A 25,506-nucleotide genomic window follows, 5' to 3' on the forward strand; every position below is an offset into this window, starting at 1 on the left:
CCCTGTAGGCGGGCCGCGGGCGGACGCCGCCCCGGCATCGGGTCAGGCGAGCGTCGCCACCATGATCGCCTTGATGGTGTGCAGCCGGTTCTCCGCCTCGTCGAAGACGACGGAGTGCGCCGACTCGAAGACCTCGTCGGTCACCTCCAGCGAGTCCAGGCCGTGCCGTTCGTGGATCTCACGGCCGACCTTGGTGCCGAGGTCGTGGAAGGCCGGCAGGCAGTGCAGGAATTTGACGTCCGGGTTGCCGGTGGCCCGCAGCACGTCCATGGTCACGGCGTACGGGCCCAGCGCCACGATCCGCTCGTCCCACACGTCCTTGGGCTCACCCATGGACACCCATACGTCGGTGGCGACGAAGTCCGCTCCCCGCACACCCTCCTCTATGGACTCGGTGAGCGTGATCCGCGCACCGCTGGTCACCGCCAGCTCACGCGCCCGCGCCACGACCGCGTCGGCGGGCCAGTAGGACTTCGGCGCGACGATGCGCACGTCCATGCCCAGCAGGGCCCCGGTGACCAGGTAGGAGTTGCCCATGTTGAAACGGGCGTCGCCCAGATAGGCGAACGCCGTCTCACCGAGGGGCTTGGCACAGTGCTCGGTCATGGTGAGGACGTCGGCGAGCATCTGGGTGGGGTGCCAGTCGTCGGTCAGACCGTTGTAGACGGGGACCCCTGCGTATGCGGCCAGTTCCTCGACGTGTCCCTGGCTGTCGCCGCGGTACTCGATCGCGTCGTACATCCGGCCGAGCACCCGGGCGGTGTCCTTGACCGACTCCTTGTGCCCGAGCTGGGAGCCGGAGGGGTCGAGATACGTGGTCGAAGCGCCCTGGTCCGCGGCCGCGACCTCGAAGGCGCAGCGGGTGCGCGTCGATGTCTTCTCGAAGATCAGCGCGATGTTCTTTCCGGTCAGCGACCTGGTCTCGGTCCCGGCCCGCTTGGCCGCCTTCAGCTCTGCGGCCAGCTCCACCAGCCCCCGGAACTCGTCCTGGGTGAAGTCGAGCTCTTTGAGGAAGTGGCGGCCGGTGAGGGCGCGCGGGGCTGTCGCCATGGGGCGCTCCAGGGTTACGAAGACAGGGAACGCTGGAATACTATACGACGCCTTACATTTCTATACAGACGTTATGCAGGACCCGTCTGACCCATGGCGCGACGTTCCCGGAAGCCCAGGCGGAACCGGGCCTTCTGGGACCTGAGCGGGTGTCCGCCGATCCCGGCGGGGACCCGAGCGGGTGTCCGCCGATCCCAACAGGGACCCGAGCGGGTACCCCATCCCGGCGGGACCGGGAGCCGGTACCCGTACCCGCCGGTCCCCGCAGGACCGGGAGCCGGTACCCGCCGATCCCCGCGGGGTCCGCTCGGCGGCGCCGCCTTCTCGCGCGGGAGGCGGGCGGCTCCCCGAGCCGCCCCCTACACCGCCTCGCGCTCCACGGGACAGCTCATACAACGCGGCCCGCCCCGGCCGCGCCCCAGCTCGCTGCCGGGGATCTCTATCACCTCGATGCCCTGCTTGCGCAGATGTGTGTTGGTGGTCGCGTTCCGCTCGTACGCCACCACGACCCCCGGCTCGACCGCGAGGACGTTGCAGCCGTCGTCCCACTGCTCGCGCTCGGCCGCGTGCACGTCCTGCGTGGCGGTCAGCACCCGGATCTCGTTCAGGCCGAGGGCCGCGGCGATGGCGCGGTGCATGTGCTCCGGCGGATGGTCGGTGACCTTCAGCTCCTTCTCCCCCACCCCCGGTTCGATGGTGTACGAGCGGAGCATCCCGAGACCCGCGTACTGGGTGAAGACGTCACCGTCGACCATCGTCATCACGGTGTCGAGGTGCATCAGCGCCCGCCGCTTGGGCATGTCGAGGGCCACGATCGTCTGCGCGGACCCGGCCGCGAAGAGCTTGTGCGCGAGCATCTCCACCGCCTGGGGCGTCGTCCGCTCGCTCATGCCGATGAGCACCGCGCCGTTGCCGATGACGAGCACGTCCCCGCCCTCGATGGTGGACGGGTAGTCCACCTGCCCCTCGGACCAGGTGTTGAAGAACTCCGCACGGAACAACGGATGGTGCCGGTAGATCGCCTCGAAGTGCACGGTCTCGCGCTGGCGCGCGGGCCAGCGCATGGCGTTGATGGCGACGCCGTCGTAGATCCAGGCGGAGGTGTCCCGGGTGAAGAGGTGGTTGGGCAGCGGCTCGAGGAGGAAGTCGTCGAGCTCCATGACGTGGAAGCGCACCGAGGTGGGCTCCGCATGGGCCTCCAGGAACTCCCGCTTGGTCATGCCCCCGACCAGCGCCTCCGCGAGCTCGGCCGACGGCAGGCTCTCGAACGCCTCCCGCAGGTGGTCGGTGGCCAGCGGACCGTACTCCTTCTCGTCGAAGACACGGTCCAGCACCAGGGATCTGGCGGCCGGGACCGCCAGGGTGTCGGTGAGCAGATCGCCGAAGAGGTGGACGGTGACGCCGCGGTCACGCAGGACGTCCGCGAAGCCGTCGTGCTCCGCGCGGGCGCGGCGCACCCACAGCACGTCGTCGAAGAGCAGGGCGTCCTTGTTGCTCGGTGTGAGCCGTTTCAGCTCCAGATCCGGCCTGTGCAGGATCACGCGGCGCAGCCGGCCTGCTTCGGAGTCGACGCGGTATGCCATGGGTACATCCTGGCCGCCACATGTTTCGTTCACCCGTCGGTGGCGGGTTTTTTTCCACCCGGGGCGGAGCGTGGCCCCTCAAAGCCGCGGGTCCACCGGCTCCGACTCCAGCGCGAGCACCGCGAACACCGCCTCGTGCACCCGCCACAGCGGCTCCCCCGCCGCGAGACGGTCCAGCGCCTCCAGGCCCAGGGCGTACTCGCGCAGTGCCAGCGACCGCTTGTGGCCGAGGTACCGGCCCCGCAGGCGGACGAGGTTCTCGGGCCGGGTGTACTCGGGACCGTAGATGATCCGCAGGTACTCGCGGCCACGGCACTTGATGCCGGGCTGGAGCAGCCGGCCCTGCGCGTCATGGATCGTCTCCCTGGACGGCTTGACCACCATGCCCTCACCGCCCCGCTCGGTCATCTCCAGCCACCAGTCGACGCCCGCCCGCACGGACGCCTCGTCGCCGGTGTCGACGAAGAGCCGCCGCGTGGTCTGCAGCAGACCGGTGCCGTCGTGCTCGACCATGCGGTCCACCAGCTTGAGCTGGGCGTCGTGCGACAGGGTGGCCAGGCTGCGGCCCTGGACCGCCAGGATCTGGAAGGGGGCCAGCCGGACACCGGAGAGGCCGTCGGTGGGCCAGCAGTAGCGCCGGTACGCGTCCGTGAACGCGGCGGCGTCCGCGGCGCGGTCCCGCTGGCGGGCCAGGAGATCACCCACGTCGACACCCCGCGCGGCAGCCCCCTCGAGCGCGGCGAGCGCACCCGGGAACACCGCACCGGACGCCGCGCCCACGGCCGCGTACTGCGATCGCAGCAGCCCGGACGCCTTCAGCGACCACGGCATCAGCTCGGCGTCGAGCAGCAGCCAGTCGGTGGCCAGGTCCTCCCAGAGGTGGGCGGCGGTCACCGCGGAGCGCAGCCGGCCGAGGATCTCCTCGACCACGGTCGCGTCGTCGAAGAAGGGGCGGCCGGTGCGGGTGTAGAGCGAGCCCGTGGGGCCCGACACGCCGAAGCGCTCGCGCGCCACCTCCGCGTCCCGGCACACCAGCGCCACCGCCCGCGACCCCATGTGCTTCTCCTCGCACACGACCCGCTCGACGCCGTCCTCCCGGTACTGCGCGAACGCCTCGACCGGGTGCTCCAGGTAGCCCTCGACCCGGGACGTGGGGGTCGGGGCCATCGTCGGCGGGAGGTACGGGAGCAGCCGCGGGTCGACCGCGAAGCGGCTCATGACCTCCAGGGCGGCCGCCGCGTTCTTCTCGCCCACGCCGACCCGGACCGCGCGCCGGGTCTCGACGACCCGGCGGCCGAGCACGTCGGTGAGATTGAGGGGCCGCCCGTCGTGGCCGCCGGGTGCCTCGGTCGCGAGGGGTCTCGTGGGCTCGTACCAGACCCTCTCGGCGGGTACGTCCACCAGCTCGCGCTCCGGCCAGCGCAGCGCGGTGAGCCGGCCGCCGAACACGGCGCCGGTGTCCAGGCAGATGGTGTTGTTCAGCCAGGTCGCGTGCGGGACGGGGGTGTGGCCGTAGACGACGGCCGCCCGGCCGCGGTACTCCTCCGCCCACGGGTAGCGCACCGGCAGGCCGAACTCGTCGGTCTCGCCGGTCGTGTCCCCGTACAGGGCGTGCGAACGGACCCGGCCCGAGGTACGGCCGTGGTACTTCTCCGGCAGACCGGCGTGGCAGACCACCAGCCGGCCGCCGTCGAGGACGTAGTGGCTGACCAGTCCGTCGATGAACTCCCCCACCGCGGCCCGGAACTCCTCGCTCTCCCCTGCCATCTGCTCGACGGTCTCGGGAAGGCCGTGCGTGAGCTGGACCTTGCGGCCCTTGAGGTACCGCCCGTACTTGTTCTCGTGGTTGCCGGGCACGCACAGCGCGTTGCCGGAGGCCACCATGGACATCACCCGGCGCAGCACACCGGGGCTGTCCGGGCCGCGGTCGACGAGGTCGCCGACGAAGACCGCCGTGCGGCCGTCCGGATGCACTCCGTCCGCGTAGCCCAACTTGCCCAGCAGCGACTCCAGTTCGGCGGAGCAGCCGTGGATGTCGCCGATGATGTCGAACGGGCCTGTGAGGTGGGTGAGGTCGTTGTAGCGCTTCTCGGTTACCACCGCGGCCGCATCGATCTCCTCCGCCCCCCGCAGGACGTGCACCTTGCGGAAGCCCTCGCGCTCCAAGTGCCTGAGGGAGCCGCGCAGTTCGCGGATGTGGCGCTTGATGACGCGGCGCGGCATGTCGGCCCGGTCGGTACGGGCCGCGTTGCGGCGTGCGCACTCCTCCTCGGGCACGTCGAGGACGATGGCGATGGGCAGCACGTCGTGCCGCCTGGCCAGGTCGATCAGCTGGTAGCGGCTCTCCTTCTGGACGCTGGTCGCGTCGACGACCGTGCGCCGGCCCGCGGCGAGCCGCTTGCCCGCGATGTAGTGCAGCACGTCGAAGGCGTCACTGCTGGCGCTCTGGTCGTTCTCGTCGTCGGCGACGAGGCCGCGGCAGAAGTCGGACGAGATCACCTCGGTGGGCTTGAAGTGCTTGCGGGCGAAGGTGGACTTGCCGGATCCGGAGGCGCCGATCAGCACCACGAGGGAGAGGTCGGTGACGGGCAGGGTGCGCGCCCGGACCGGGGCGTCCTGGGCCTGCCGGCTCTGGCTGTTCTGACTCTCCGTCATGCCGCTGTCTCCTCCTTCTCCTTCGGGTCCTGCGAGTTCTGTGAGTCGTGCGAGTCCTGACCCGTCGAGTCCGTCGAGTCCGTCGAGTCCGTCGAGTCCGTCGAGTCCGTCGAGTCCGTCGAGTCCGTCGAGTCCTGCACGTTCTCGGTGGTCTTGGTGTTCCTGGCGTTCTTCGAGTTCTTCGTGTTCTTCGTGTCCTTGAAGGTGCCTGTCTTCAGGGAGAACACGGCCATCTGAGTGGGCGGCCCGACGTCGGGGTCGTCGGGCCCGACGGGGGCGAACTCGACGTCGTAGTTGTGCCGTTCGGCCACCGTGTGCGCCCAGTCGCGGAACTCCCGCCTGGTCCACTCGAAGCGGTGGTCACCGTGCCGGGAGTGCCCGGCCGGAAGGGTTTCCCAGCGCACGTTGTACTCGACGTTCGGTGTCGTCACGACGACGGTCCCGGGGCGGGCGGAGCCGAACACCGCGTACTCCAGGGCCGGCAGCCGGGGCAGGTCGAGGTGTTCGACGACCTCGCTGAGCACGGCGGCGTCGTACCCCTTGAGCCGGTGGTCGGTGTAGGTGAGCGAGCCCTGGAAGAGCTTGACCCGCGCCGCCTGCCGCTCCCCCATCCGGTCCAGTTTGAGGCGCCGCGCCGCGATGGTGAGCGCCCGTACCGACACGTCCACACCCACGATCTCGGTGAACCGGGCGTCCTTCAGCAGTGCCTGCACCAACTGGCCCTGACCGCATCCGAGATCGAGGACGCGCGTGGCCCCCGAGGGGTGCAGTGCGGCGAGGATGGCCTCACGCCGCCGCACGGCCAGCGGTACCGGCCGGTCCTCGGTGTCCGTCTGCTCGTCGACCGCGTTGTCGATCTCCTCGACCTCGCTGTCGTCGGTCTCGGCGAGCCGCAGCAGTTCCATCCGCTCCATCGCCTGCCGGGTCAGAGACCAACGCCGGGACAGGTAGCGGCTGGTGATCAGCTTCTGCTCGGGATGGTCCGGCAGCCAGCCCTCACCGGCACGCAGCAGCTTGTCGACCTCGTCGGCGGAGACCCAGTAGTGCTTGGCGTCGTCGAGGACGGGGAGCAGGACGTACAGATGGCGCAGGGCTTCGGCGAGGGTCAGGCTCTCGGCCTCCAGGACGAGCCGTACGTAACGGGAGTCGCCCCACTCGGGGAACTCTGCGTCCAGCGGCACCGGCTCGACGGTCACCGTCCAGCCCAGGGGCTCGAAGAGCTTGCGTACGAGTTCGGCGCCGCCACGTGCTGGCAACGCGGGCACGTCGATGCTCAACGGCCTGCTCTGCGCGGGCAGTTCGGGTTTCGCGTTGCACTGGCCCTTCATCGCGCTGGAGAAGACCGAGCTCAGCGCGACCGCGAGCAACGAGGAGGCGGCGTACGGGCGGTCGTTGACGTACTGTGCGAGCGCGCCGTCGGGCGCTCCGCCGCGCCCCTTGCCCTTGCCGCGCCGGACCAGCGCCACCGCGTCGACCTCCAGCAGCAGCGCGGCCGTGCACCGTTCGGCGCTCGCCTCCGGGTAGAGGACGTGCGCGATGCCGTAAGACAGCTTGGTCGAGAACGGGTTGCCAGGGTGCTTATGGAGGAGAAACCCCAGGTCAGTAGCCGGGTACTGCTCGTCGCCAATAGTCGAGATCGTCAGGAACACGTGTCCGAGTATGGGTGCCCGTGGGCCCACGGCGATACTGGATTACCTGGGGACAGCAGAGGACCCCCACCAGTCAGTGAGGTTTTCTCAACGATGATCACTTCCAGATTCCGTTGAGGACGAGGGCTGCTCGGGCGATGTCGCCGATCCGGCTGGGGCTGAGCGTGACGTGCTGCAGGGCGCGCCATCGCTGTTTGAGCTCGGCGGCGGTGCGCTCGCCGAGTGCCCGCACATGCCGTAGCAGCGTGTTGAACATGCGGGTGTCGACGTTAAGGGGTCCTTTCGGACTGACCCTTTGGGCGGCGGACGGGGATAGGGATGCCGATGCCCGCGCCGATGTAGCCCTTGTCCGCCAGGGTCGGCAGGCCGTCGGCCGCCGCCTTGTACAGCGCGGGCAGTGCGTGGATGCGGGCGGCGGTGATGTCGGGGGTGGAGCCGGGCTCGACGTCGGAGACCCACAGCGGGGTGCCGTCCGGGGCAGCGAGGAACTGGATGTTGCCGCCGAATGCCTTGTGCTTCTGGCTGAACCACAGGTCGTTGCCGTTGTCCCGGACGCCGGCGAGGCGGTCCGATTCGATCAGCGTGCCGTCCAGGATCACGTGTGTCGTACCCTCGCGCTGACAGCGGCTGAGGACCTTGTGCAGATCGGGGGCCCGGTTGGCCAGGACGTCGATGCCCTCGTGCAGGTAGCGGTAGCCGGTGGCCTGGGAGATTCCGGCGTCACGGGCCAGGCAGTGCACACAGCCGCGTTCACCGAGCCCCCTTCGGGGGCAAGCGTGAGGCCCGTGGTATGTCGCCCGGGTGCGCACACGCCCCTTTTACGTCGTCGTGCTGGCTCCCTCCGCCGCAGCCGTGCAGACCAGGGAGGCCGAGCGCCCGAAGGCCGGGTATGGCGTCTGGACGGTCGAAGCCCTCGATCAGGCCCTGCGCGAGGAGACTCCGCGCATCGGGCTCTGGCTGGACACCTCGGAGCAGACCCACGTGGCCCAGGGTTCGGTACATGGGGGTGTCGTCCTCCGGGCCGCCGTCGCCGGAGTCACCGGTGCCGCCGCCCTTCGGCTGGGTGCCGTGGCAGGTTGTCGAATGGCTCGACACGGCTTCCACGGTCTGCGCGCCGGCCGTCGAGCCCTGGAGTCCGCCGAGAGCCAGGACTGCGACCGCCACGGCCGCGATCGCGCCGGGCCTGGCGGGTGTTCGCTTGGCCATGCGTCCCTCCGGCTCTTCGCCCCATGTGCGGTCGCCCGGGTGGGCGGGACCGCGATCGGTACTGAAACGCCGGAGAAGGGCGCGGCGTTCGGCCCGTGGCCCGGAGATGTCACACCCTCGCCGTTCTCACCTCTTCCGTCGCGTTCCCAGGGTCGTGCGGGGGTTGCGCCTCTTGAGCCTCGCCCGTCTCTGGGGGCCGCGGGCGGCCGGGGTCAGGCGCCAGTATCCGTACGGGTTGTGGAAGAAGTCGTCGTCCTCGAATCGTTCGCACTCCACACGGTTCATGATCCAGCGAGAGGCGTCCGGGGTGATGCGGAAGCCCTCGCCGTTCTGGACGCCGTGGTCCGGCTGCTCGGTCAGCAGGTAGTACCCCGCGACCTCCATGGTGGTCACCCACTCCAGCAACAGCTCCGGCTCGGGCGCCGCGGTGCGTCCGGGGGCCAGCTCCACATCGGCCTCGCCCAGGAGGTGCATGCCGCAGCTGTAGTAGACCTCCCCGTCGTCAATCACCGGCACGACCCAGGCCTGGACCAGGGCGCCGGCCAGGTCGTCCACGTTCTCGGCGGCCGCCGCCTCGCTCGCCAGGGCCAGCCACCGCTCCCGCCCGCAGGCCACCCCGCTTGACTCGTTCTTCACCGCGGTGGCCCCATTGGTCAGCAGGGCCGCGGTGACGGCCAGCGCCCGGCGGGACACGTCGAGGCCGGTGGCCTGGGAGATCGGCGGTGACAGGACGTAGGCGACCGAGTCGTGCGCGTCCACCGCGGCCCAGTCGTCGTCGCCGAACTCGTCGACGCCGGTGATCCGGCGGGAAGCCACCGCCGCGTCGAACGCCTCTCGCATCCGGGGGTCGGGCTCCCGCTGGAACTCGTCGAGCGTGAAGTCCCCCGCGCCCGCCTCCTCGACCACCCGGCTGATGACGTCGGGATCCAGGCCCACGCCGACCGCGCACAGCACGTGCCTCGGCGTCACACCGGACGCCGGGACCACGAAGCGCGTGCCATCGATGACGTGTCCTTGCCATATCTTGCTCATCTGCCCAGCATCGCAGATGTGCGTACGACGTCGTGATCTCTGTGGCACCAACAGACATTGAGCTTTCGCGACGTCCGTGCCCGGCGGATCGCGTCGGCGGTGACGACCATGCCGCGCACGCGGACACGACTCCGGGACGATCTTCAGTCTCCCAGAAGCCTCGATCATCTGACGTCGCGTCTCTTACTTCCACTCCGGCAAACCGCTCATCAGGCCCCAGGGCCGACGAACCGCCCTGTCCCCCAGGTGAGAGGGCATCAACCCTGGGAGCGCAGGCCACGCGGTGTGGTGGTGTTCGGCGCAGCCGCGGCGTATCGCAACGAAGCTTCGTGTGCAGGTGACCTTCCCGAGCCGCCTTCACCCGGCGGAGGGCCACGGCACCATCATCACTGCTCCGATGTTGAGGCGTCCGCGGGGCTGGAGGACTGGGCCGGGTCCGAGTCCGCGGGGCCGGTCGGCGAGTGGCCGGTACCGAAGTACGCGACCGAGCCGTCCACGGTCGGCACCGGGAAGTGCACGCCGTGCAGGCCGTTGGCCGCGCCGGACAGTTCCTGCACCACCGTGCCGCCGTCCCCCTGGAGCTTCCACTCGAGGATCTCCCCGGGGCGCCAAAGGACGCGGTGGGCACCAGCCGCCCCGCATGGGGGCGAAGGACATCGTGGTGTTGTCGCCTCCCCAGCACTGGTCCCCGGATGCCTTGAGGACCTTGTTGCCGCCGCTGTCCAGGAGCGTGCCTCGCTTGCGGGGCGGCGTGGCTGGCCGCGTCGTGCCGCCGCGGTCTCGGCTGTCTCATCGCCGCGTCGGTACCCCGGGTTCGGCGAGCCCTTCTGTGACGGCCCTGCTCGGAGCCGAAGAGGGCCGTCAGCAAGCTGACGGCCCTCAACGAGCGATCGAGGCTAGTTGCGCAGGTTCCACTTCTGGTTGGAGCCGCCCCAGCAGCTCCATAGCTGGAGCTTCGTGCCGTTCGCGGTCCCGAGACCAGCGGCCTCCAGGCACAACCCTGACAGGGCGCTGGTGATCGTGCCGTCGGCGTTGAGGTTCCACTGCTGGTTCGCTGCCCCTGTGCAGTCCCAGATGGCGGCCGGAGTGCCGTTGCTGGTGCCCCAGTTGTAGGCGTCCAGGCACTTGTTGCCGTACACCCTCAACTGCTTGCCGGACGTGTAGGTCCACCGCTGGTTGGAGTTGCCGTTGCAGTCCCACAGGTTCACCTGGGTACCGTTGTTCGTGGTCGCGCCCGGCACATCCATGCACCGGCCGGACCCGGCACCCACGATCTCCTGGCCGGTCTCCGCGTAGCCGGCGGCGGTGATGTTGGCCTGGACCGCGTCCTCGGTGGCGTCCGACGGGTAACCGGAAGTCATCACGCCTTCGTAGAAGGTACCGGCGCCCCAGATGCTGTTGTCGCCGCCGATGCCGAGGACGATGGCCCCCTCCTTGTGCATCGGGTTGTAACCCGGGTCGCTGGGGCGCGGTCCGCAGTAACCGGTCGACAGGCCGCCCGACTGCGCGTTGCCCATCCGGATGGCCCAGAGGTTCGCCGTGCCCTTGTGGGTGCGGGCCGCGGTCAGGTCGTGTGCTCGGCCGGGCAGGGTCGCACTCCGCGAGGGTGCCGTCCGGCAGCACGTAGTCGGGCTCGGCTTCGCGCAGGGTCCGCAGCAGCCCGGGCGCCCGGTCGGCGAGCAGGTCGATGACAGCTGCCGTGTAGGCGTGGGCGGTTCCGACGGAGATGCCAAAGCCGGCCGCGAGTTGGGCGAGGGTGTCGTGCCGCCGCAGGTACACCAGGCCGACCAGGGCACGTTGGTGCGGTGGGAGCTTGCAGCGGAGGTCACCCTCGCGGGTGGCAATGAGCATGGTGACCCACTCGACCAGGGCATGAGGCAGGTCGAGTGCGTCAGGATAGGCAGCCAACAAGGCTCCGGCGCAAATGAGTTGAGGCGTCGAACATCTCCCTCAACGGCATAGGAGCCTTGCTCGTTGCGGAGGCCGACGTCGTCACCCGATCAATGACCACACTGAAAGACCTCACTGGCCGGGGAACCGTTTGTCTCGCTCAGCCCTGCATGCCCAGCCCGGTCGACGGCAATTGCCAGCCTCTCGCCTTCGTCTTGGCTGACGGACTGGCCCTACTCAGACCGTTGTTGAGTATGTTCGCTCATACCTGGTGCTTGTTGCGTGGCCAGGATTGGTGCAGCGGCGCAACAAGGAGCGCCGGTCTGATGCAGCTGATCCTGTCGGGGGAATTTCTCATGTCGCGTCGTATCGTTCTGTCCGTGACCGCCGGTGTTGTCGTCCTGAGCGGTGCCGGGGCCTTCGCTCTGGCCTACGCCGGGGGCCAGCCTCCGGTTCTGGCGCACAACACGGCCCGTTACGCTGCCCCCGAAGGTGATCGGGCCGGCTCGTTGGCCTTCACCACTGATGTCACGGCGTCCTCCGGCGTGAAGAACGTGAAGGTCCTGGCCTGGCCGGCGAAGTCGTCGTTCGCGAAGAAGGGACTGACCGTCAAGGAGATGGCGGCTGCGGAGACGGCGGTGTGCAAGCCGGCCGGTGGGGACACCATGCGCTGCACCTACAAGGTCCCCATCACGCGCGCCGATGCCGAGGCGTCCCCGCGCGGTCTGTGGCACGTCGCCGTCCTGGCCACCGACAAGGACGGCGACACGACGCTGGACACGAAGGCGGCCGACTTCACCGTAGTGTGATCCACGCGTAACTGGACGACGGCGCCGACGCGACAGCGATCGGGCCCCGCTGGCTTGACACGACCGAGCGGGAGGCATGGCATGCCCTGGTCGGGATGCTGCTGCGGCTGCCCGCCGCCCTGGACGGCCAGATGCAGCGCGACGCCGGTATCACGCACTTCGAGTACGTGGTCCTCGCCGCCCTGTCCGAGTCCCCGCACCGCACCCTGTGGATGAGCGATCTCGCCTGCCTCAGCACGGCGTCCCTCTCCCGGCTCTCGCACGTCGTGAAGCGCCTGGAGGAGAGGGGCTGGGGCCGCCGCGCCCCCTGCCCCGACAACGGCCGCTACACCGTCGCCCGTCTCACCGACGAGGGCTACGCCAAGGTCGTGGCCTCCGCCCCCGGCCATGTCGAGACGGTCCGCGACCTGGTGATAGACGCACTCAGTCCTGCCCAGCTCACCCAGCTGCGGGACATCTCGCGGACGGTAGTGGGCCGCATCGCCGGAACCTGAGTCCGCCGGCCCGGGACACCTTCGCCCGGCCGACGGACGCCACTGACTCCCTAACCCAGCTGCGACTGCACGGCGGTGGAGATCAGCTCCAGGTGGTCCAGATCGTCCAGGTCGAGGATCTGGAGGTAGAGCCGCCGCGATCCGATCTCGGCATAGCGGCCCATCTTGTCGACCACCTCGTCCGGAGTACCGGCCAGGCCGTTGGTCTTGAGCTCCTCGACCTCCCGGCCGATGGCGGCGGCCCGGCGGGCCACCTCGGCGTCGTTCTTGCCGACGCAGGCGACCAGCGCGTTCGAGTACACCAGCTCGTCGGCCTTGCGTCCGGCCTGCTCGGCGGCGGCCCTCACCCGGCCGAACTGTCGCTCGCTCTCCTCGATCGAGCCGAACGGCATGTTGAACTCGTCCGCGTACCGCGCGGCAAGCCGCGGGGTGCGCTGCGCTCCGCTGCCGCCGATGAGGACGGGGACCTTCGCCTGGGCGGGCTTGGGCAGCGCGGGCGACTTGCTCAACTGATAGTGCGTGCCCTCGTAGTCGAAGGTCCGGCCGACCTCCGTCGCCCACAACCCGGTGATGATCGCCAGCTGCTCCTCCAGCCGGGCGAACTTCTCCTTCGGGAACGGGATGCCGTACGCCGTGTGCTCCTCCTCGAACCAGCCGGCACCTATGCCGAGTTCGACCCGGCCGCCGGACATCTGGTCCACCTGCGCGACCTGGATCGCGAGCACTCCGGGCAGCCGGAAGGTGGCTGCCGTCATCAGCGTGCCGAGGCGGATGCGCTTGGTCTCACGGGCAAGGCCGGCCAGGGTGATCCAGGCGTCGGTGGGTCCGGGCAGACCGTCGACCGAACCCATGTGCAAGTAATGGTCCGACCGGAAGAAAGCCCCGAAACCGAGGTCTTCGGTGGCCTTGGCCACGCTGAGGAGGGTGTCGTAGGTCGCGCCCTGCTGGGGTTCGGTGAAGATACGAAGTTCCATGCGTCCATCCTGCGCGCCGAACATCCGTGCAGCCCCTCCGCCCCGCCCACCGTCAAGATCACCCCGGGGCGGAACCCCGCTCCATCGCCTGCTCGCGCTGCTGCTCCCGGGCCGCGAGCCTGCGCAGCATCTCGCGCACCCGGTCCCTGGCCTCGTCGGCGGCGTCGATCGCCTCCATGCACTGCCAGTAGATTCCCTCGCCCTCCGCCGCACAGGCGACCACGACCAGGGCGATGCCCACCTCGCCGAGCAGGGCGCCCAGGCCCTGTAACGCCTGGCGGGCGTCACCGAGCTCCGTGAGCTGGGCGGCCCGCAGGTCCGGGCCCGGGGTGCCCAGCACCACACACCCCCTGCCCGCCAGCTCCGTCAACCCCAGTGCCTCGCCCCGCAGTTCAGGCGGTCCGGACACCGCCAGCCGACTACCGACGGCCTGGGCCAGGGACTGCGCCTGCCAGGCCTCCGCCATGACCTCCGGCGCCTCGTCGCTCGCCGCCAGGGCGCGTCTGCTCGCCAGGATGAGCCGCACCGCGTCCATGCGCTGCCCCCGCTCTGCTCCGACGTACTTGACGCACGTCTACCCGCCACTCCGACTCCACTACCCAGAGTGAAGGGCTCCGGGACGAAAAGCCAGAGGAAGTCTGAAATCTGTGGACACCGAATTTAATGCGTACAGCAACATAACTCCGGAGAGTAACCAGACCCTTCACCCTCCCCGCCCCGCCGGGCAGCCGCCGGCGCGGATGGCGACCGCACCCCCACGACCGGCAGCCGCGATCCGGCGCAAGGGGACGCACGGAAATCCCCGCCCCGCAGCGGCTGACGACCACCCCACCCACCGACCACACCCCCACGCCCGGCAGCCACCAGCCCGGGCGACGACCGCACCCCCACGACCGGCAGCCGCGATCCGGCGCAAGGGGACGTGCCGGAATCTCCGCCCGCAGCGGCTGGCGCTCGGACCAGTCAGCCCTGGCGTAAAACACGAAACGCTCCCCCACTCTCGGCTCCGCTCGAGCGGGGGGACCCCCATGACCGAGGACGGAGAATCCGGCGCGGCCCCGACCCAGCCACCGCCGGCAGGCGCAAACGGCCACCAACCTCCGGCACGGCAACACAGTCGGCACGGCAACACAACCGGCACGGCAACAACCCCTCCTCGACAGCACCCCAGGCAAGGGCAACACCTGCCACAGACCACCACCCCCGCAAGGCACCCTCACACCGGAAACCTCCCCTCATTCCGCTCGATCTTCGCCGCGAGCGCCCCGAGCGCGTCAATCCCCAGCACCTCGCACAACTGCAGCAAGTACGCCAGAACATCAGCCACTTCATCCGTCACCCGGGCCGCCGTGTCCGCCGACTCCATGACCCGCGCCGACTCCTCCGGCGTCAGCCACTGGAAGATCTCCACCAGCTCCGCCGCCTCAACGCTCAACGCGGAGGCCAGGTTCTTCGGCGTGTGGTACCGCCCCCACCCGCGCACCTCGGCGAACCGAGCCAACCGCCGCTGCAGCTCCGCCACATCAAGTTCCGTCACGCCCCAGGTGTACCACCGACACCCCGGGCACCCCGGCCGCCCACGAAGCGTCGCTCGACGCCCCCACGAGCCGGACGTGCCCCCGCTCGCACATCCGCCCGGCCAACATCGCCAGCGCCCGCGCCTGCCGGGCGTCCAGACAGCGGTCGAACCCGTCGGCCAGTACCGTCAGGGTCTGCAGCGCGGCCGGGACTTCCCCCACGGCGTCCACCTCCAGCACACCGGGCCCGGTCAACATCACCAACGCCAGCGCCAGATACCGCAACTCCCCGTCGCCCAGCCGCCCGAGTACCGTCCCGACCCCGTCCCCGCGGTCGAGCACCCCGCGCACGGTCCCGTCGATCAGTTCCTCCGCCAGCACGTCCGATACGGCCCCGACGCACCCCTCGCGCACCGCCGCCACGAACAGCCCGTGCCGACGCCCGCACTCGGACCGCGTCCGCCACAGCACTTCGGCGAGGTTGTCGCATCCCCGCAGCAGCCGCCCCGCGCCGACCGGAACCGCCGCGCGCATCCGGGCGGGCCGGGGGTCGCAGGCGAAGACGGACCGCAGCGCGACCACCATCTGCTCGGCGGCGGCCAGCACCCGGCGCTGGCCGTCCGTGCTGCCCGCGACCCGCAACGGCAGCAGCGCGGTCCCGAGCCGGTCGTCCGGCAGCGGTGCGCGGGTGACAGCCGTGGCACCGCCCGTGTGCCAGGCCGCCTGTACGGTCCGCTGCCTGGGGTCCCGCAGCGCCGTCTGGAGCAGCGTCAGCCCGCCGCCGGTCAACCGCTCGCCCACGATGCGCAGTTCGGGCTCGGTCTGGACGGCGAGATCGAGCGTCACCGGTCCGGCGGGGCCGTCCGCCCGGCAGCCGATCCGGAAGCCGCGCCGCCGCGCGGAATCGGGCCGGGCCCGCTCCGGTACACAGGCTCCCGGATCGGCGAACACCTCGTCCACCGAGGCCCCACCGCCCAGTCGTGCCAGCGCCTCGTACGCCCGCAGCACGGAGCTCTTGCCACTGCCGCTGCGCCCCACGAAGAAGGTCAGCGGTCCCAGTGGGAAGACGGCCCGCCGGTGCATCGCGTAGGCGTGGAGCCTCAGTTCACCGACACGGGGCCGGCCCGGCGTGCAGCCCTCGGCCCCGGCGGGTACCTCCTCAACGAAAACGGTCACGACCGGACGGTAGGTGCCGCCCGGGGGGCGGCCCGCCGTACTCCGGCAACCTTCCTACGAACGAGGGATCACACTCGATTCAAGGTGCCCGACTCGGATCCCGAGGAACGACCCCAAAACGAATCCGGCGCAAGGACGACCCCGACTCGAATCCGGAGGAACGACCCCGACTCGAAATCCGGAGAGCGACCCCGAATCGAATCAGGAGGAACGACCCCGAAGAGGAAAATCCCCTCAAACCCCAGGAACCCCGGCCCCCTCCATCAGCCCCCGCACCTCGGTCCCCCGGGGCGTGAGCAGGAACACATTGCGGTCCACGCGGTGCATCCCGGCGGCCAGCCCGAAGACCACACCCGTGCTGAAGTCGAGGACCCGCTTGGCGACCTCGGTCTCCGCGCCCGTCAGGTCCAGCAGTACCGGTACGCCGGCCATGAGGGTCTCCGCGACGTCGCGCGCGTCGGCGAAGACATTCACGCGTAACACGACGAAGCGGCGTCGCGCCTCGGTCTCGGCCTCGGGCACGGAGCGGTGGTTGACCGCGGACGGCCAGGCGTCCCGGCCGCGCAGGGGTACGACCTGGGCGAGCCCTTCCCACTGCTCATCGGTGACGTCGTGGCTGTTCAACGGCCCACCCCGTCCTGGCTCGCACTCACTGTCCGCATCGGCCAATTCTTACGCATGGTCACCCGTTCGGCCCACCAACGACACGGACGGCATTCGTCCCTCCCCGCTCCCGCAGGCTCCTCACATGCCGCTTCCGGCCACTGTGTGAGGTGCGTAACGGCCCATGATCGCCCCATGTGACGAAGGCGTAACGGCGGATTCGTACGCTTCCGGAGTCAACCGTCGACCACAGCCGTACTCCTTACCGACAGCAGCGGTTCTTCGCACCGATCTGTCACCCGAAGGATCTGCAAGCCGAAGAAGCAACGCGCGGGAAAACAACCCGCAAGAGCAACACGAAGAGAAACAAGCCGCAGAGAAGCACCGCGAAGACAAGCACCGCGAGACAACCCCAAGAAGCAACACGAAGCGAAGCAACACGAGGAAGCAACCCCAAGAAGGAGGGCCCGCCCGTGACCGCCCAGCGCCCGCAGCCCGCCGCCACCGGGACCGCGCCCGCGCCCCGGAGCGGCGTCGCCCAGGTGCGTACGGTCTGCTCGTACTGCGGTGTGGGCTGTGGCATGGTCCTCGACATCGGTATGGGCCCGGACGGCCGCCGTACGGTCCTCAAGGCGTCCGGCGACAAGGCGCACCCGGCGAACCACGGCAGGCTGTGCACCAAGGGCGCGACCACCGCCGATCTACTCTCCGCGCCGGGGCGCCTGACGACCGCGCTGGTCCGGGGCGGGCAGGGGGAGGAACTGGAACCGACGCCCGTTGACGCGGCGATCACCGCGACCGCGCGCCGGCTCCGCGCGATCATCGACGAGCACGGCCCGGACGCCTTCGCCCTGTACGTCTCGGGGCAGATGAGCCTGGAGGCCCAGTACCTGGCGAACAAGCTCGCCAAGGGCTACATCCGCACCAACCAGATCGAGTCCAACTCCCGGCTGTGCATGGCCAGCGCGGGCACCGGCTACAAGCTGTCGCTCGGTGCCGACGGCCCGCCCGGGTCGTACGAGGACTTCGACAAGGCGGACGCCTTCCTCGTCATCGGCTCCAACATGGCCGACTGCCACCCCGTCCTCTTCCTGCGGATGATGGAGCGGGTCAAGGCGGGCGCGAAACTGATCGTGGTGGACCCGCGCCGCACCGCCACCGCCGACAAGGCCGATCTGTTCCTGCAGATCAGGCCGGGCACGGACCTCGCGCTCCTCAACGGCCTGCTGCACCTGTTGCACGAGAACGGACACACCGACCCGGAGTTCATCGCCCGGCACACCGAGGGCTGGGAGGCGATGCCCGCGTTCCTCGCCGACTACGGGCCCGCGGCCGTCGAGGAGATCACCGGGATACCGGAGGCGGACATCCGCCGGGCCGCCGCGATCATCGGCGAGGCGAGCGCGTCGGGCGAGTGGATGAGCTGCTGGACCATGGGCCTGAACCAGTCCACGCACGGCACCTGGAACACCAACGCCCTGGTCAATCTGCACCTCGCCACCGGCGCGATATGCCGTCCGGGCAGCGGCCCGTTCTCGCTCACCGGCCAGCCCAACGCGATGGGCGGGCGGGAGATGGGCTACATGGGGCCGGGGCTGCCGGGGCAGCGGTCCGTCCTGGTGGACGAGGAGCGTGCGTTCGTCGAGGAGTTGTGGGGGATCGCGCCGGGGACCATCCGGAAGGACGGGGTGGGCAAGGGCACAGTGGAGATGTTCGAGCGGCTCGCGGACGGCACGATCAAGGCCTGCTGGATCATCTGCACCAACCCGGTCGCCTCGGTCGCCAACCGCAAGACGGTGATCGAGGGACTCGAGGCCGCCGAGTTCGTCGTCACCCAGGACGCCTTCACCGAGACCGAGACCAACGCCTACGCAGACGTCGTCCTGCCCGGCGCGCTGTGGACCGAGGGCGACGGCGTCTTCATCAACAGCGAGCGCGATCTCACCCTGACCCGCCAGGCCGTGGACCTGCCGGGCGAGGCGCTGCCCGACTGGCGGATCATCGCGCGGATCGCCTGCGAGATGGGCTACGAGGACGGCTTCTCGTACGGATCCGCCGAGGACGTCTTCGAGGAGATCAAGCGGGCCTGGAACCCGAAGACGGGCTACGACCTGCGAGGTGTCACCTACGAGCGGCTGCGGTTGACTCCCGTGCAGTGGCCGGCCGCGCAGGACGGCCCGGACCGCAACCCCATCCGCTATCTGGCCGGCGCGCCCGCCGGAGAAGGCCCGACGTTCCCCACGGCGTCCGGCCGCGCCGTGTTCTTCGCCCGGCCGCACCTCGCGCCCGCCGAGATGCCCGACGACGACTTCCCGTTCGTACTGAACACGGGCCGCCTCCAGCACCAGTGGCACACGCTGACCAAGACGGGGAAGGTCGCCCGGCTCAACAAGCTCAATCCGGACCCGTTCGTGGAGGTGCACCCCGAGGACGCGGAGTCGCTCGGGATCACGGACGGCGACCTGGTCGAGGTCTCCTCGCGCCGTGGGCGGGCGGTCCTGCCCGCGGTGGTCACCGACCGGGTGCAGCGGGGGTGCTGTTTCGCGCCGTTCCACTGGAACGACCTGTTCGGGGAGTACCTGAGTGTCAACGCGGTCACCAGCGACGCGGTGGATCCGCTGTCGTTCCAGCCGGAGCTGAAGGTGTGCGCGGTCGCCCTCACCCCCACCGGGGGCTCCGCGCGCAAGGCCGCGGCCCCGGCGGTTGTGGTGGACACGGCTGCCGCACAGCCCGCAGGGGTCGACGTCTTCGGTCTCACGCCCGCACCTCCGCCTGTCCTCACCGCCCCCGAACGCCAGTACCTCGTCGGCTTCCTCGCCGGTATCGACAAGGGCGCCCCCGGTGTCCCCGTCCTCCCGCCCGGCGCCCCCTTCTCCCCCGAGCACGCCCTCTGGGTCAACGGAGTCCTAGCGGGCCTGTACTCCCGGACCTCCGTTGCCGCTCCCGCTCCGGGCCCCGCGGCCGAGGCGCCCGGCCGCGAGGTCCTCGTGCTGTGGGCCTCCCAGACCGGCAACGCCGAGGAGTTCGCCACGGACGTCGTCGACCGGCTGGCCGCGACCGGGTACAAGGCGAGCCTGGTCGGGATGGACACCGCCGATGCGGCCGCACTGCCGCCCGCGGCGGATCTGCTGCTGATCACGAGTACTTTCGGCGACGGCGAGGCCCCGGACAACGGTTCCGGTTTCTGGGACACCATCGCCGGCCCCGACGCGCCCCGTTTCGAGGGCGTGCGGTACGCCGTGCTGGCGCTCGGCGACTCCTCGTACGACGACTTCTGCGGGCACGGCCGCCGGCTCGACCGGCGGCTCGACGAACTCGGCGGGGTGCGGCTCGCCCCGCGCACGGACTGCGAACCGGACTACGAGACGTCCGCTCAGGCATGGCTCGACGAGGTGCTCACGGCCCTCGGCGGGACCACCCTGACACCCCCGGCACCCGGGACGGTCTCCGCGCCGCCCGCCGCACGCCGGGCGAATCCGGTCACCACCGCCCGTCTCACCGGCAACCGGCTGCTCAGCCTGCCGGGCGCCGGCAAGGAGGTGCGGCGCTTCACCTTCGACACCCGGGAATCGGAGGTCCCGCTGACCTACCAGGCCGGCGACGCGCTCAGCGTGCGGCCCGTCAACTCCCGTTCGCTGGTGGACGAATGGCTGACTGTCACCGGACTGGACGCGGCAACTCCCGTACAGGTCAGGGACATGGGCGAGGTTGCCTTCGAGGAGGCCCTGTACCGGCATCTGGACATCACCCGCATCACCCCGGACCTGCTCCGTTTCGTCTCCGAACGAGCTCGGGACAACCGGGAGTTGAAGAAGCTGATGCGCCCCGACAACAAGGACGGGCTGGCCCGCTGGTCCTGGGGTCGGCAGGCCGTCGACGTGGTGGCCGAGTACGCGGTGCGGGCCTCGGCCGAGGAGTGGGCGGGGGTGCTGAAGCGGTTGCAGCCACGGCTGTACTCCATCTCGTCCAGTCCGCTCGTCGACCCGTTCGAGGTCTCCCTGACGGTGTCGGTCGTGCGCTACGAGAACCTCGCCGGCCGCGCCCGCGGCGGTGTGTGCTCGCCCTTCCTGGCCGACTGTGAGGCGGGTACTCCGGTGCCGGTCCACGTCCGGCGCTCGCCCGACTTCCGGCCGCCGGCGGACGGTGCGACACCGATGGTGATGGTGGGTCCGGGTACCGGGGTGGCACCGTTCATCGGGTTCCTCGAGGAGCGCCGGGCCCTCGGCCACCGGGCCCCCAACTGGCTGTTCTTCGGCGAGCAGCACCGCGCGACGGACTTCTACTACGAGGAGGAGCTGACGGCGTTTCAGAAGGACGGCACCCTCACGCGTTTGGACACCGCGTTCTCCCGGGACCAGCGCATGAAGGTGTACGTCCAGGACCGGATGCGCGAGCACGGTCCGGAGCTGTGGCACTGGCTGCAGGACGGCGCCCGCTTCTTCGTGTGCGGTGACGCGTCCCGGATGGCGGCGGACGTGGACCGGGCGCTGCGGGACATCGCGGTGGCGCACGGCAGCCTCGGCGAGAGCGAGGCGGCGGCCTGGGTCAAGCAGCTGGCGGCCGACAAACGGTATGTCAGGGACGTGTACTGAGGTCCCCGTGACGGACCCGCTCAGGGCCGGCGGTAGATCGTGATGGAGTGACCGACCTCGTCGACCGGTTCGCTGCTGCGGACCAGCCGCTCCACCGGGCCCCCCGGTTCCGCCTTGGCGGCCGCGGAGTCCGACACGACGAGCAGTCCGTGCACGTCGTTCGCGGGCACCCGCAGCGGGTCGGCGGCGTCGATCCCGTAGTACGCGGGGACTCCGCTGCCCTTGTAGACGAGCCAGACCCGTTCGCCCGGGTAGCGGTCGTCGAGCCGGTCGGCGAGGCGCCCGAGGTCCTGGCCCCAGTCGACGTTGGAGTCGTGCAGTCGCAGACGGGTCTTGGCGGTACCGCCGAAAGCCTCGTTCGAGTACGGGATGTAGTAGGGGTAGGTGCGCAGCGAGCTGACCGCGACGAACAGGATCAGCGCCGCCGTCGCGGGGTAAGCCCACCGGCGCGCCGCGCTTCGGCGCAGGGCGAGCACGCAGGACGCGACGACGGCCAGGAACATCGGCATGAAGATGGCGTAGCGGGTGCCGAAGTCGCGGGACCCGTCCAGCAGGACGGCCATGAGCAGGGTCGGCGGCACCAGGATGTACGGGATCGCCGCCCGCAGCCGCGGCACGGCCACGACGGCGGAGGTCCCGGCGAGCCACAGGGCGAGCATGCCGAGCGGTGTCTTGATCAGCAGTGCGACCGGCAGGTAGTACCAGAGAGAGCCGAAGTAGCGGCGGCCGAGCAGGAACCCACCGCCCTTCGTGGAGTACTCGATGCCGAACTGGACGCGCATGCCGTCGCGGTAGGGCTCCGGCAGCGGTAACCAGTGGGCGACGAACCCGCGTACCCCGCGGATGTCGGGCACGGTCGGCGGGGTGGTCCAGCGCAGCCGGGGGTCGACGGCGAGATAGGCGGCCCATACGACGGCCACGGCGATCACCGCCATCGCCACGGCGGCCGCGGTGGCGCGGACCGGCAGCCGCATCCGTCCGTGCCGAGCCGGCCCCGGGGTGAGGTGGGCGTGCCAGTACGACAGGGCGCCGAGGAGCAGCAGCACGGGCACCAGCGGCAGCACGCTCATCCGGGTGGCCACGGCCGCACCGAGCGCCACCCCGGCGAGCGGCAGGTACAGGCGGGGCCGTCGCCTGGCACGCCACAGCAGCCAGGCGGTGGTCAGCAGCAGACCGGCCGCCGGTACGTCGAGGGTGGCGAGTGAGCCGTGGGCGATGACGTCGGGCGAGAAGGCGTACAGGGCGAGCGCCGCGAGTCCGGCCACCCGGCCGAGGAGGTCGGACGCGAAGGCGAGCACGACCAGTCCGGTCAGCAGGGTCACGGCGATCACCGGCAGCCGCGCCCACAGCATCAGCCGCCAGGGGTCGTTGCCCGACTCGTAGAGCAGGTGCCGGCCGAGCCGGGTCTGGTCGCCGGTGAAGCCGGGGTCGAGGTGCGGGTCCGCGAGCGTCGTCCCGACGGCGATGAGCAGTTTGCCGAGCGGCGGGTGCTCGGGGTTGTAGCGCAGGCTGTGCTGCTGCTCGTAGACGACGGCCGTGCCCACGTAGACGGGCTCGTCGATGGTCGGGGTCTGCTGCACGGCGGTGGTGACCATGGCGAACGCCATCTGGGCGAGCAGGGCGACGACGGCGAGCACGAACAGCGGCCGCCGGTGCCGCCGCAGCCGTGCGCACAGAGCCTTGCGGACCGTCGACAGGGGCATGCCCCTTGCTACGTCCAGGGGGACGCAGCGGCTCGGGGAACGCGCGAACGTTTCCCAACCCTTAACCCGGGGCCGGGGTCGTTTTAACCCACCGACCCACCGGTTCACTGACCCGCTGTGCCGTCCTGCCGTGCGGCGGGTCCTACCCAGATGCGCAGCTTTCCGGAAGGGTGGGACGGCCAGTCGCGGGCGAACGCGGGCGGGGTCCCGTGCGCGGTGGTCAGCACGGCGAGCGGGGTCCGCTCCGCGACCCGCAGGAGGTCAGGGCGAGTGATGTTGGTGTTGTGCCCCTTGGTCTGCACGGACCCGCACCCGGCGTAGAAGGCGATCGGGATGGCTAGATGTCCGGACAGCAGGCAGGGCGGGCGTACGCCGAGACGGTGCAGGTCGTCGGCGGTGCGCGCCCACCCCTGGTGTGAGGCGGTGGTGCGGGTGACGGTCTTGTGGAGCACCGCGTACTGGACGGCGAGGTGCCCGGCGAGACCGGTCGCGACCAGCGCGACGGCCACCCGCCGCGCGGTCCGGTTCGGCACGGTGACCAGTCGGACGAACACGTCGGCGACCGGGATCGACAGTAGCGCGTAGCAGGGCAGCAGGAAGCGCGGGGCGGCGTACCCGATCATGAGCAGATACGGGATGCCGGCCGTGACGGCGCAGGTCAGGGGCACCAGTGTGGTGGTCGGACGCCGGGCCCTGAGCGCGAACACCGCACCGAGTGCGGCGAGCAGGGGCAGGGCGAGGAACCAGGCGTACACCGGCAGGGGCGGGAGCGGCACCGTGCACGGGCGGCACAGGGATTTCCCGGCCAGGCTGCGGATCTGGTCCAGTACGGCGATGTTCCAGCCGAGCCCGCCCTGGATCGCGGACGCGTCGGACAGCCGCTGCTCGAGGCCGCCGTAGCCGATGTAAGCCTCCACCACCCATTCGCCGGCCCCGGCCACCAGCCCGGCGAGGATCGCCACGAGCAGCCGCGGGCTCCGGAAGCTCCGCACCGCGAGCAGCAGCACCAGCAGGGGCAGGGTCACCCAGACGGCGTCGGTAGGCCGCATCCACGCCATCAGCGCCACGCTCGCCGCCACGCCCCACGGCGCCGTGCGGTCGAAACGGTCCGCCCGGGCCCGCAGGAAGTGCCCGATACCGGCCAGCGCACCGATCGCGACCCAGTAGTTGGGCATGGCCTGGGGACCGTAGAAGAGGGTCACCCACAGGCTCGCGAACAACGCGCCGGCCAGCGCCATCACCCGGGCGGAAAACAGCCCTCGCCAGGCCCGCAGCGCGAGGTACAGGCCGAGGCCGGACAGCACTGCCAGATAGACGCGCAGCAGCTCGGTGGACGAGGACCAGGAGGCGATGGGTGCGACCAGCAGGGAGACCCCCCGCGCGCGGGGCGCGCTGAAGAAGGCCGCGGGGGCGTGCGAGCTGACCTGGCTGACGTACACCGACTCGTCCCAGCCGAGGCCCATCCCCGGTCGCACGAGGGCGAGTTGGGCGAGCGTGAAGGCGCAGGCCACCAGGGCCGGCAGTTGAACACCGCGATTCCGCCACCTCGGGCTCGCACCGGTGGGCGGCTCGTACCGGTGCGCCCCGACGAGTGTGCGGTGGGAGCTGGCCATCGTTCCCCTCTGGTCGCCTGCGGAACCGCGCATTCCCTACACCCTGTAGGGTCAACTTATGAAACCCTACAATCCGTAGGGTTCATGTAAAGCGCCGCCGAGGGCGAGCCGCCCACCGCACACGTCTGGGCGCACCGCCCTACAGCTTGTAAGGTGCTATTCATGGTCGGCAGAGACCCCCACGGCAGGGCGGAGCGGCGCGCCGCGGGCGAACTGGAGAGTGAGGTGCTCTCCGCGCTCTGGGCCACGGACCGGCCTCTGACGCCGGCCGAGATCCAGTCCGGACTCGGCGGCGGCCTCGCCTACAACACCGTGCACACCATCCTCAAACGCCTGCACGACAAGGGGCTGGTGCTGCGCGACGCAGGCGGACGGCGCGGGGCGTACCGGCCCGCGAAGAACGCGGCCGAACTGGCCGCCGAGGCGATGCGCGAGGCTCTCGACCGGGCTCCGGACCCGATCGCCGCACTCCGGCAGTTCGTCATGGGACTGAACCCCGAGGAGGAGACGGCACTGCGCGAACTCCTCGGCGGGGACGAGCCACGGCGCAACCCGGAAGGCCCCCGCCCCGGCGGAGCCGCGCACCACCACGGCAGGGGCGGGACATGGATCGCACCTTCCCGACGGGGGTGGGGCACGCGGCGCCAGTACACCGGCCGGCGCACGGCAGCCGGGTGAACCGGGAGAGCGGCCGGGGGCGGGGCGCCGAACTGACCACCACCCCCTGTTCGTAATGGGATCCATTTTCATGTAGCTTCTCCTCGATCACCCATCGAGGAGGACTCCATGGCCGTTCCCAAACGGAAGATGTCCCGCAGCAACACCCGTCACCGCCGCGCCCAGTGGAAGGCGAGCACCTCGCAGCTCGTGCCGGTCCGGGTCGACGGCGCCATCCATCTCGTACCGCAGCGGCTCGTCAAGGCGTACGAGCGCGGCCTGCTCCACCCCACCGGCTGACCG

Annotated in this window: 21 protein-coding genes and 2 pseudogenes; 6 read left to right on the top strand and 17 right to left on the bottom strand. The window is 70.5% G+C overall.

The annotated features are described in order from the left end of the window. Positions 1 to 42 precede the first annotated feature (42 nt). The 6 genes from argF to EF387_RS02730 form a co-directional block, all read right to left on the bottom strand. Positions 43 to 1,050, bottom strand: coding sequence for an ornithine carbamoyltransferase (gene argF, locus EF387_RS02705; RefSeq protein WP_128374835.1), 1,008 nt, complete (start codon positions 1,048 to 1,050; stop codon positions 43 to 45). A gap of 359 nt (positions 1,051 to 1,409) precedes the next feature. Beyond that, positions 1,410 to 2,633, bottom strand: coding sequence for an arginine deiminase (locus tag EF387_RS02710; RefSeq protein WP_128374836.1), 1,224 nt, complete (start codon positions 2,631 to 2,633; stop codon positions 1,410 to 1,412). A 78-nt stretch (positions 2,634 to 2,711) separates the two neighbouring features. Next, the gene (locus EF387_RS02715; protein ID WP_128374837.1) at positions 2,712 to 5,288 is read right to left on the bottom strand and encodes a polynucleotide kinase-phosphatase; all 2,577 of its coding nucleotides are present in this window, start codon (positions 5,286 to 5,288) and stop codon (positions 2,712 to 2,714) included. After that, positions 5,285 to 6,937: a 3' terminal RNA ribose 2'-O-methyltransferase Hen1 gene (locus EF387_RS02720; RefSeq protein ID WP_128374838.1), complete on the bottom strand. Its 1,653-nt coding sequence runs from the start codon at positions 6,935 to 6,937 to the stop codon at positions 5,285 to 5,287. Before EF387_RS02720 ends, EF387_RS02715 begins: the two co-directional genes overlap by 4 nt. Before the next feature lie 97 nt (positions 6,938 to 7,034). Beyond that, the gene (locus EF387_RS47345) at positions 7,035 to 7,193 is read right to left on the bottom strand and encodes a hypothetical protein (protein ID WP_128374839.1); all 159 of its coding nucleotides are present in this window, start codon (positions 7,191 to 7,193) and stop codon (positions 7,035 to 7,037) included. Positions 7,194 to 7,206: 13 nt separating this feature from the next. Then, positions 7,207 to 7,677 carry a transposase family protein gene (locus EF387_RS02730; RefSeq protein ID WP_202918127.1) on the bottom strand — a complete coding sequence of 157 codons (471 nt, stop codon included), beginning with the start codon at positions 7,675 to 7,677 and terminating at the stop codon, positions 7,207 to 7,209. A gap of 43 nt (positions 7,678 to 7,720) precedes the next feature. Here EF387_RS02730 and EF387_RS47970 point away from each other — a divergent pair. After that, a pseudogene (locus tag EF387_RS47970) lies at positions 7,721 to 7,915 on the top strand (phosphotransferase); the annotation flags it as partial. Positions 7,916 to 8,269: 354 nt separating this feature from the next. Here the strand turns inward: EF387_RS47970 and EF387_RS47975 are convergent. The 4 genes and pseudogenes from EF387_RS47975 to EF387_RS47355 all read right to left on the bottom strand — a co-directional run. Then, a complete protein-coding gene (locus EF387_RS47975; protein ID WP_238431307.1) occupies positions 8,270 to 9,175 on the bottom strand; it encodes a hypothetical protein in 906 nt (301 codons plus the stop codon). Between the two features lie 386 nt (positions 9,176 to 9,561). Beyond that, a complete protein-coding gene (locus tag EF387_RS46545; protein WP_155589729.1) occupies positions 9,562 to 9,735 on the bottom strand; it encodes a hypothetical protein in 174 nt (57 codons plus the stop codon). A 336-nt stretch (positions 9,736 to 10,071) separates the two neighbouring features. Further along, on the bottom strand, positions 10,072 to 10,692 hold the full coding sequence (locus tag EF387_RS47350; protein WP_338058078.1) for an arabinofuranosidase catalytic domain-containing protein: 621 nt from the start codon (positions 10,690 to 10,692) through the stop codon (positions 10,072 to 10,074). 69 nt (positions 10,693 to 10,761) lie between these two features. Beyond that, positions 10,762 to 11,026, bottom strand: a pseudogene (locus tag EF387_RS47355) (helix-turn-helix domain-containing protein); the annotation flags it as partial. Positions 11,027 to 11,421: 395 nt separating this feature from the next. On the opposite strand from EF387_RS47355, the gene EF387_RS02750 reads away from it, so the two are divergent. Both EF387_RS02750 and EF387_RS02755 read left to right on the top strand, forming a co-directional pair. Continuing rightward, on the top strand, positions 11,422 to 11,874 hold the full coding sequence (locus EF387_RS02750) for a DUF5707 domain-containing protein (protein WP_128374841.1): 453 nt from the start codon (positions 11,422 to 11,424) through the stop codon (positions 11,872 to 11,874). A gap of 95 nt (positions 11,875 to 11,969) precedes the next feature. After that, positions 11,970 to 12,368 carry a MarR family winged helix-turn-helix transcriptional regulator gene (locus EF387_RS02755; protein ID WP_128374842.1) on the top strand — a complete coding sequence of 133 codons (399 nt, stop codon included), beginning with the start codon at positions 11,970 to 11,972 and terminating at the stop codon, positions 12,366 to 12,368. Positions 12,369 to 12,418: 50 nt separating this feature from the next. Here the strand turns inward: EF387_RS02755 and EF387_RS02760 are convergent, their stop codons facing one another. The 5 genes from EF387_RS02760 to EF387_RS02780 all read right to left on the bottom strand — a co-directional run bounded on the left by EF387_RS02760 (position 12,419) and on the right by EF387_RS02780 (position 16,659). Next, entirely contained in the window at positions 12,419 to 13,342 is a 924-nt protein-coding gene (locus tag EF387_RS02760) for an LLM class F420-dependent oxidoreductase (RefSeq protein WP_128374843.1), read from the bottom strand. 58 nt (positions 13,343 to 13,400) lie between these two features. Then, positions 13,401 to 13,877, bottom strand: a complete 477-nt coding sequence (locus EF387_RS02765) for a DUF6099 family protein (protein ID WP_128374844.1) — start codon at positions 13,875 to 13,877, stop codon at positions 13,401 to 13,403. Between the two features lie 681 nt (positions 13,878 to 14,558). Then, entirely contained in the window at positions 14,559 to 14,879 is a 321-nt protein-coding gene (locus tag EF387_RS02770) for a nucleotide pyrophosphohydrolase (protein WP_128374845.1), read from the bottom strand. Beyond that, on the bottom strand, positions 14,866 to 16,035 hold the full coding sequence (locus tag EF387_RS02775) for an AAA family ATPase (protein ID WP_128374846.1): 1,170 nt from the start codon (positions 16,033 to 16,035) through the stop codon (positions 14,866 to 14,868). The genes EF387_RS02770 and EF387_RS02775 overlap by 14 nt, the downstream gene beginning before the upstream one ends. A 234-nt stretch (positions 16,036 to 16,269) precedes the next feature. After that, entirely contained in the window at positions 16,270 to 16,659 is a 390-nt protein-coding gene (locus tag EF387_RS02780; RefSeq protein WP_128374847.1) for a cell division protein SepF, read from the bottom strand. Between the two features lie 560 nt (positions 16,660 to 17,219). Between EF387_RS02780 and EF387_RS02785 the strand changes: the two genes are divergently transcribed. Beyond that, complete coding sequence (locus EF387_RS02785; RefSeq protein ID WP_238431317.1) at positions 17,220 to 21,230, top strand: bifunctional nitrate reductase/sulfite reductase flavoprotein subunit alpha; 4,011 nt, start codon at positions 17,220 to 17,222, stop codon at positions 21,228 to 21,230. Positions 21,231 to 21,250: 20 nt separating this feature from the next. On the opposite strand, the gene EF387_RS02790 is transcribed toward EF387_RS02785, so the two are convergent. Both EF387_RS02790 and EF387_RS02795 read right to left on the bottom strand, forming a co-directional pair. Then, entirely contained in the window at positions 21,251 to 22,933 is a 1,683-nt protein-coding gene (locus EF387_RS02790; RefSeq protein ID WP_128374848.1) for a phospholipid carrier-dependent glycosyltransferase, read from the bottom strand. Positions 22,934 to 23,037: 104 nt separating this feature from the next. After that, positions 23,038 to 24,546, bottom strand: coding sequence for a hypothetical protein (locus tag EF387_RS02795; protein WP_128374849.1), 1,509 nt, complete (start codon positions 24,544 to 24,546; stop codon positions 23,038 to 23,040). 162 nt (positions 24,547 to 24,708) lie between these two features. Between EF387_RS02795 and EF387_RS02800 the strand changes: the two genes are divergently transcribed. Both EF387_RS02800 and rpmF read left to right on the top strand, forming a co-directional pair. Beyond that, a complete protein-coding gene (locus EF387_RS02800; protein WP_128374850.1) occupies positions 24,709 to 25,224 on the top strand; it encodes a BlaI/MecI/CopY family transcriptional regulator in 516 nt (171 codons plus the stop codon). 108 nt (positions 25,225 to 25,332) lie between these two features. Beyond that, positions 25,333 to 25,503, top strand: a complete 171-nt coding sequence (rpmF, locus tag EF387_RS02805) for a 50S ribosomal protein L32 (protein ID WP_128374851.1) — start codon at positions 25,333 to 25,335, stop codon at positions 25,501 to 25,503. Positions 25,504 to 25,506 lie beyond the last annotated feature (3 nt).

The organism is Streptomyces cavernae, assembly GCF_004023625.1.
Classification (GTDB): Bacteria; Actinomycetota; Actinomycetes; order Streptomycetales; family Streptomycetaceae; genus Streptomyces; species Streptomyces cavernae.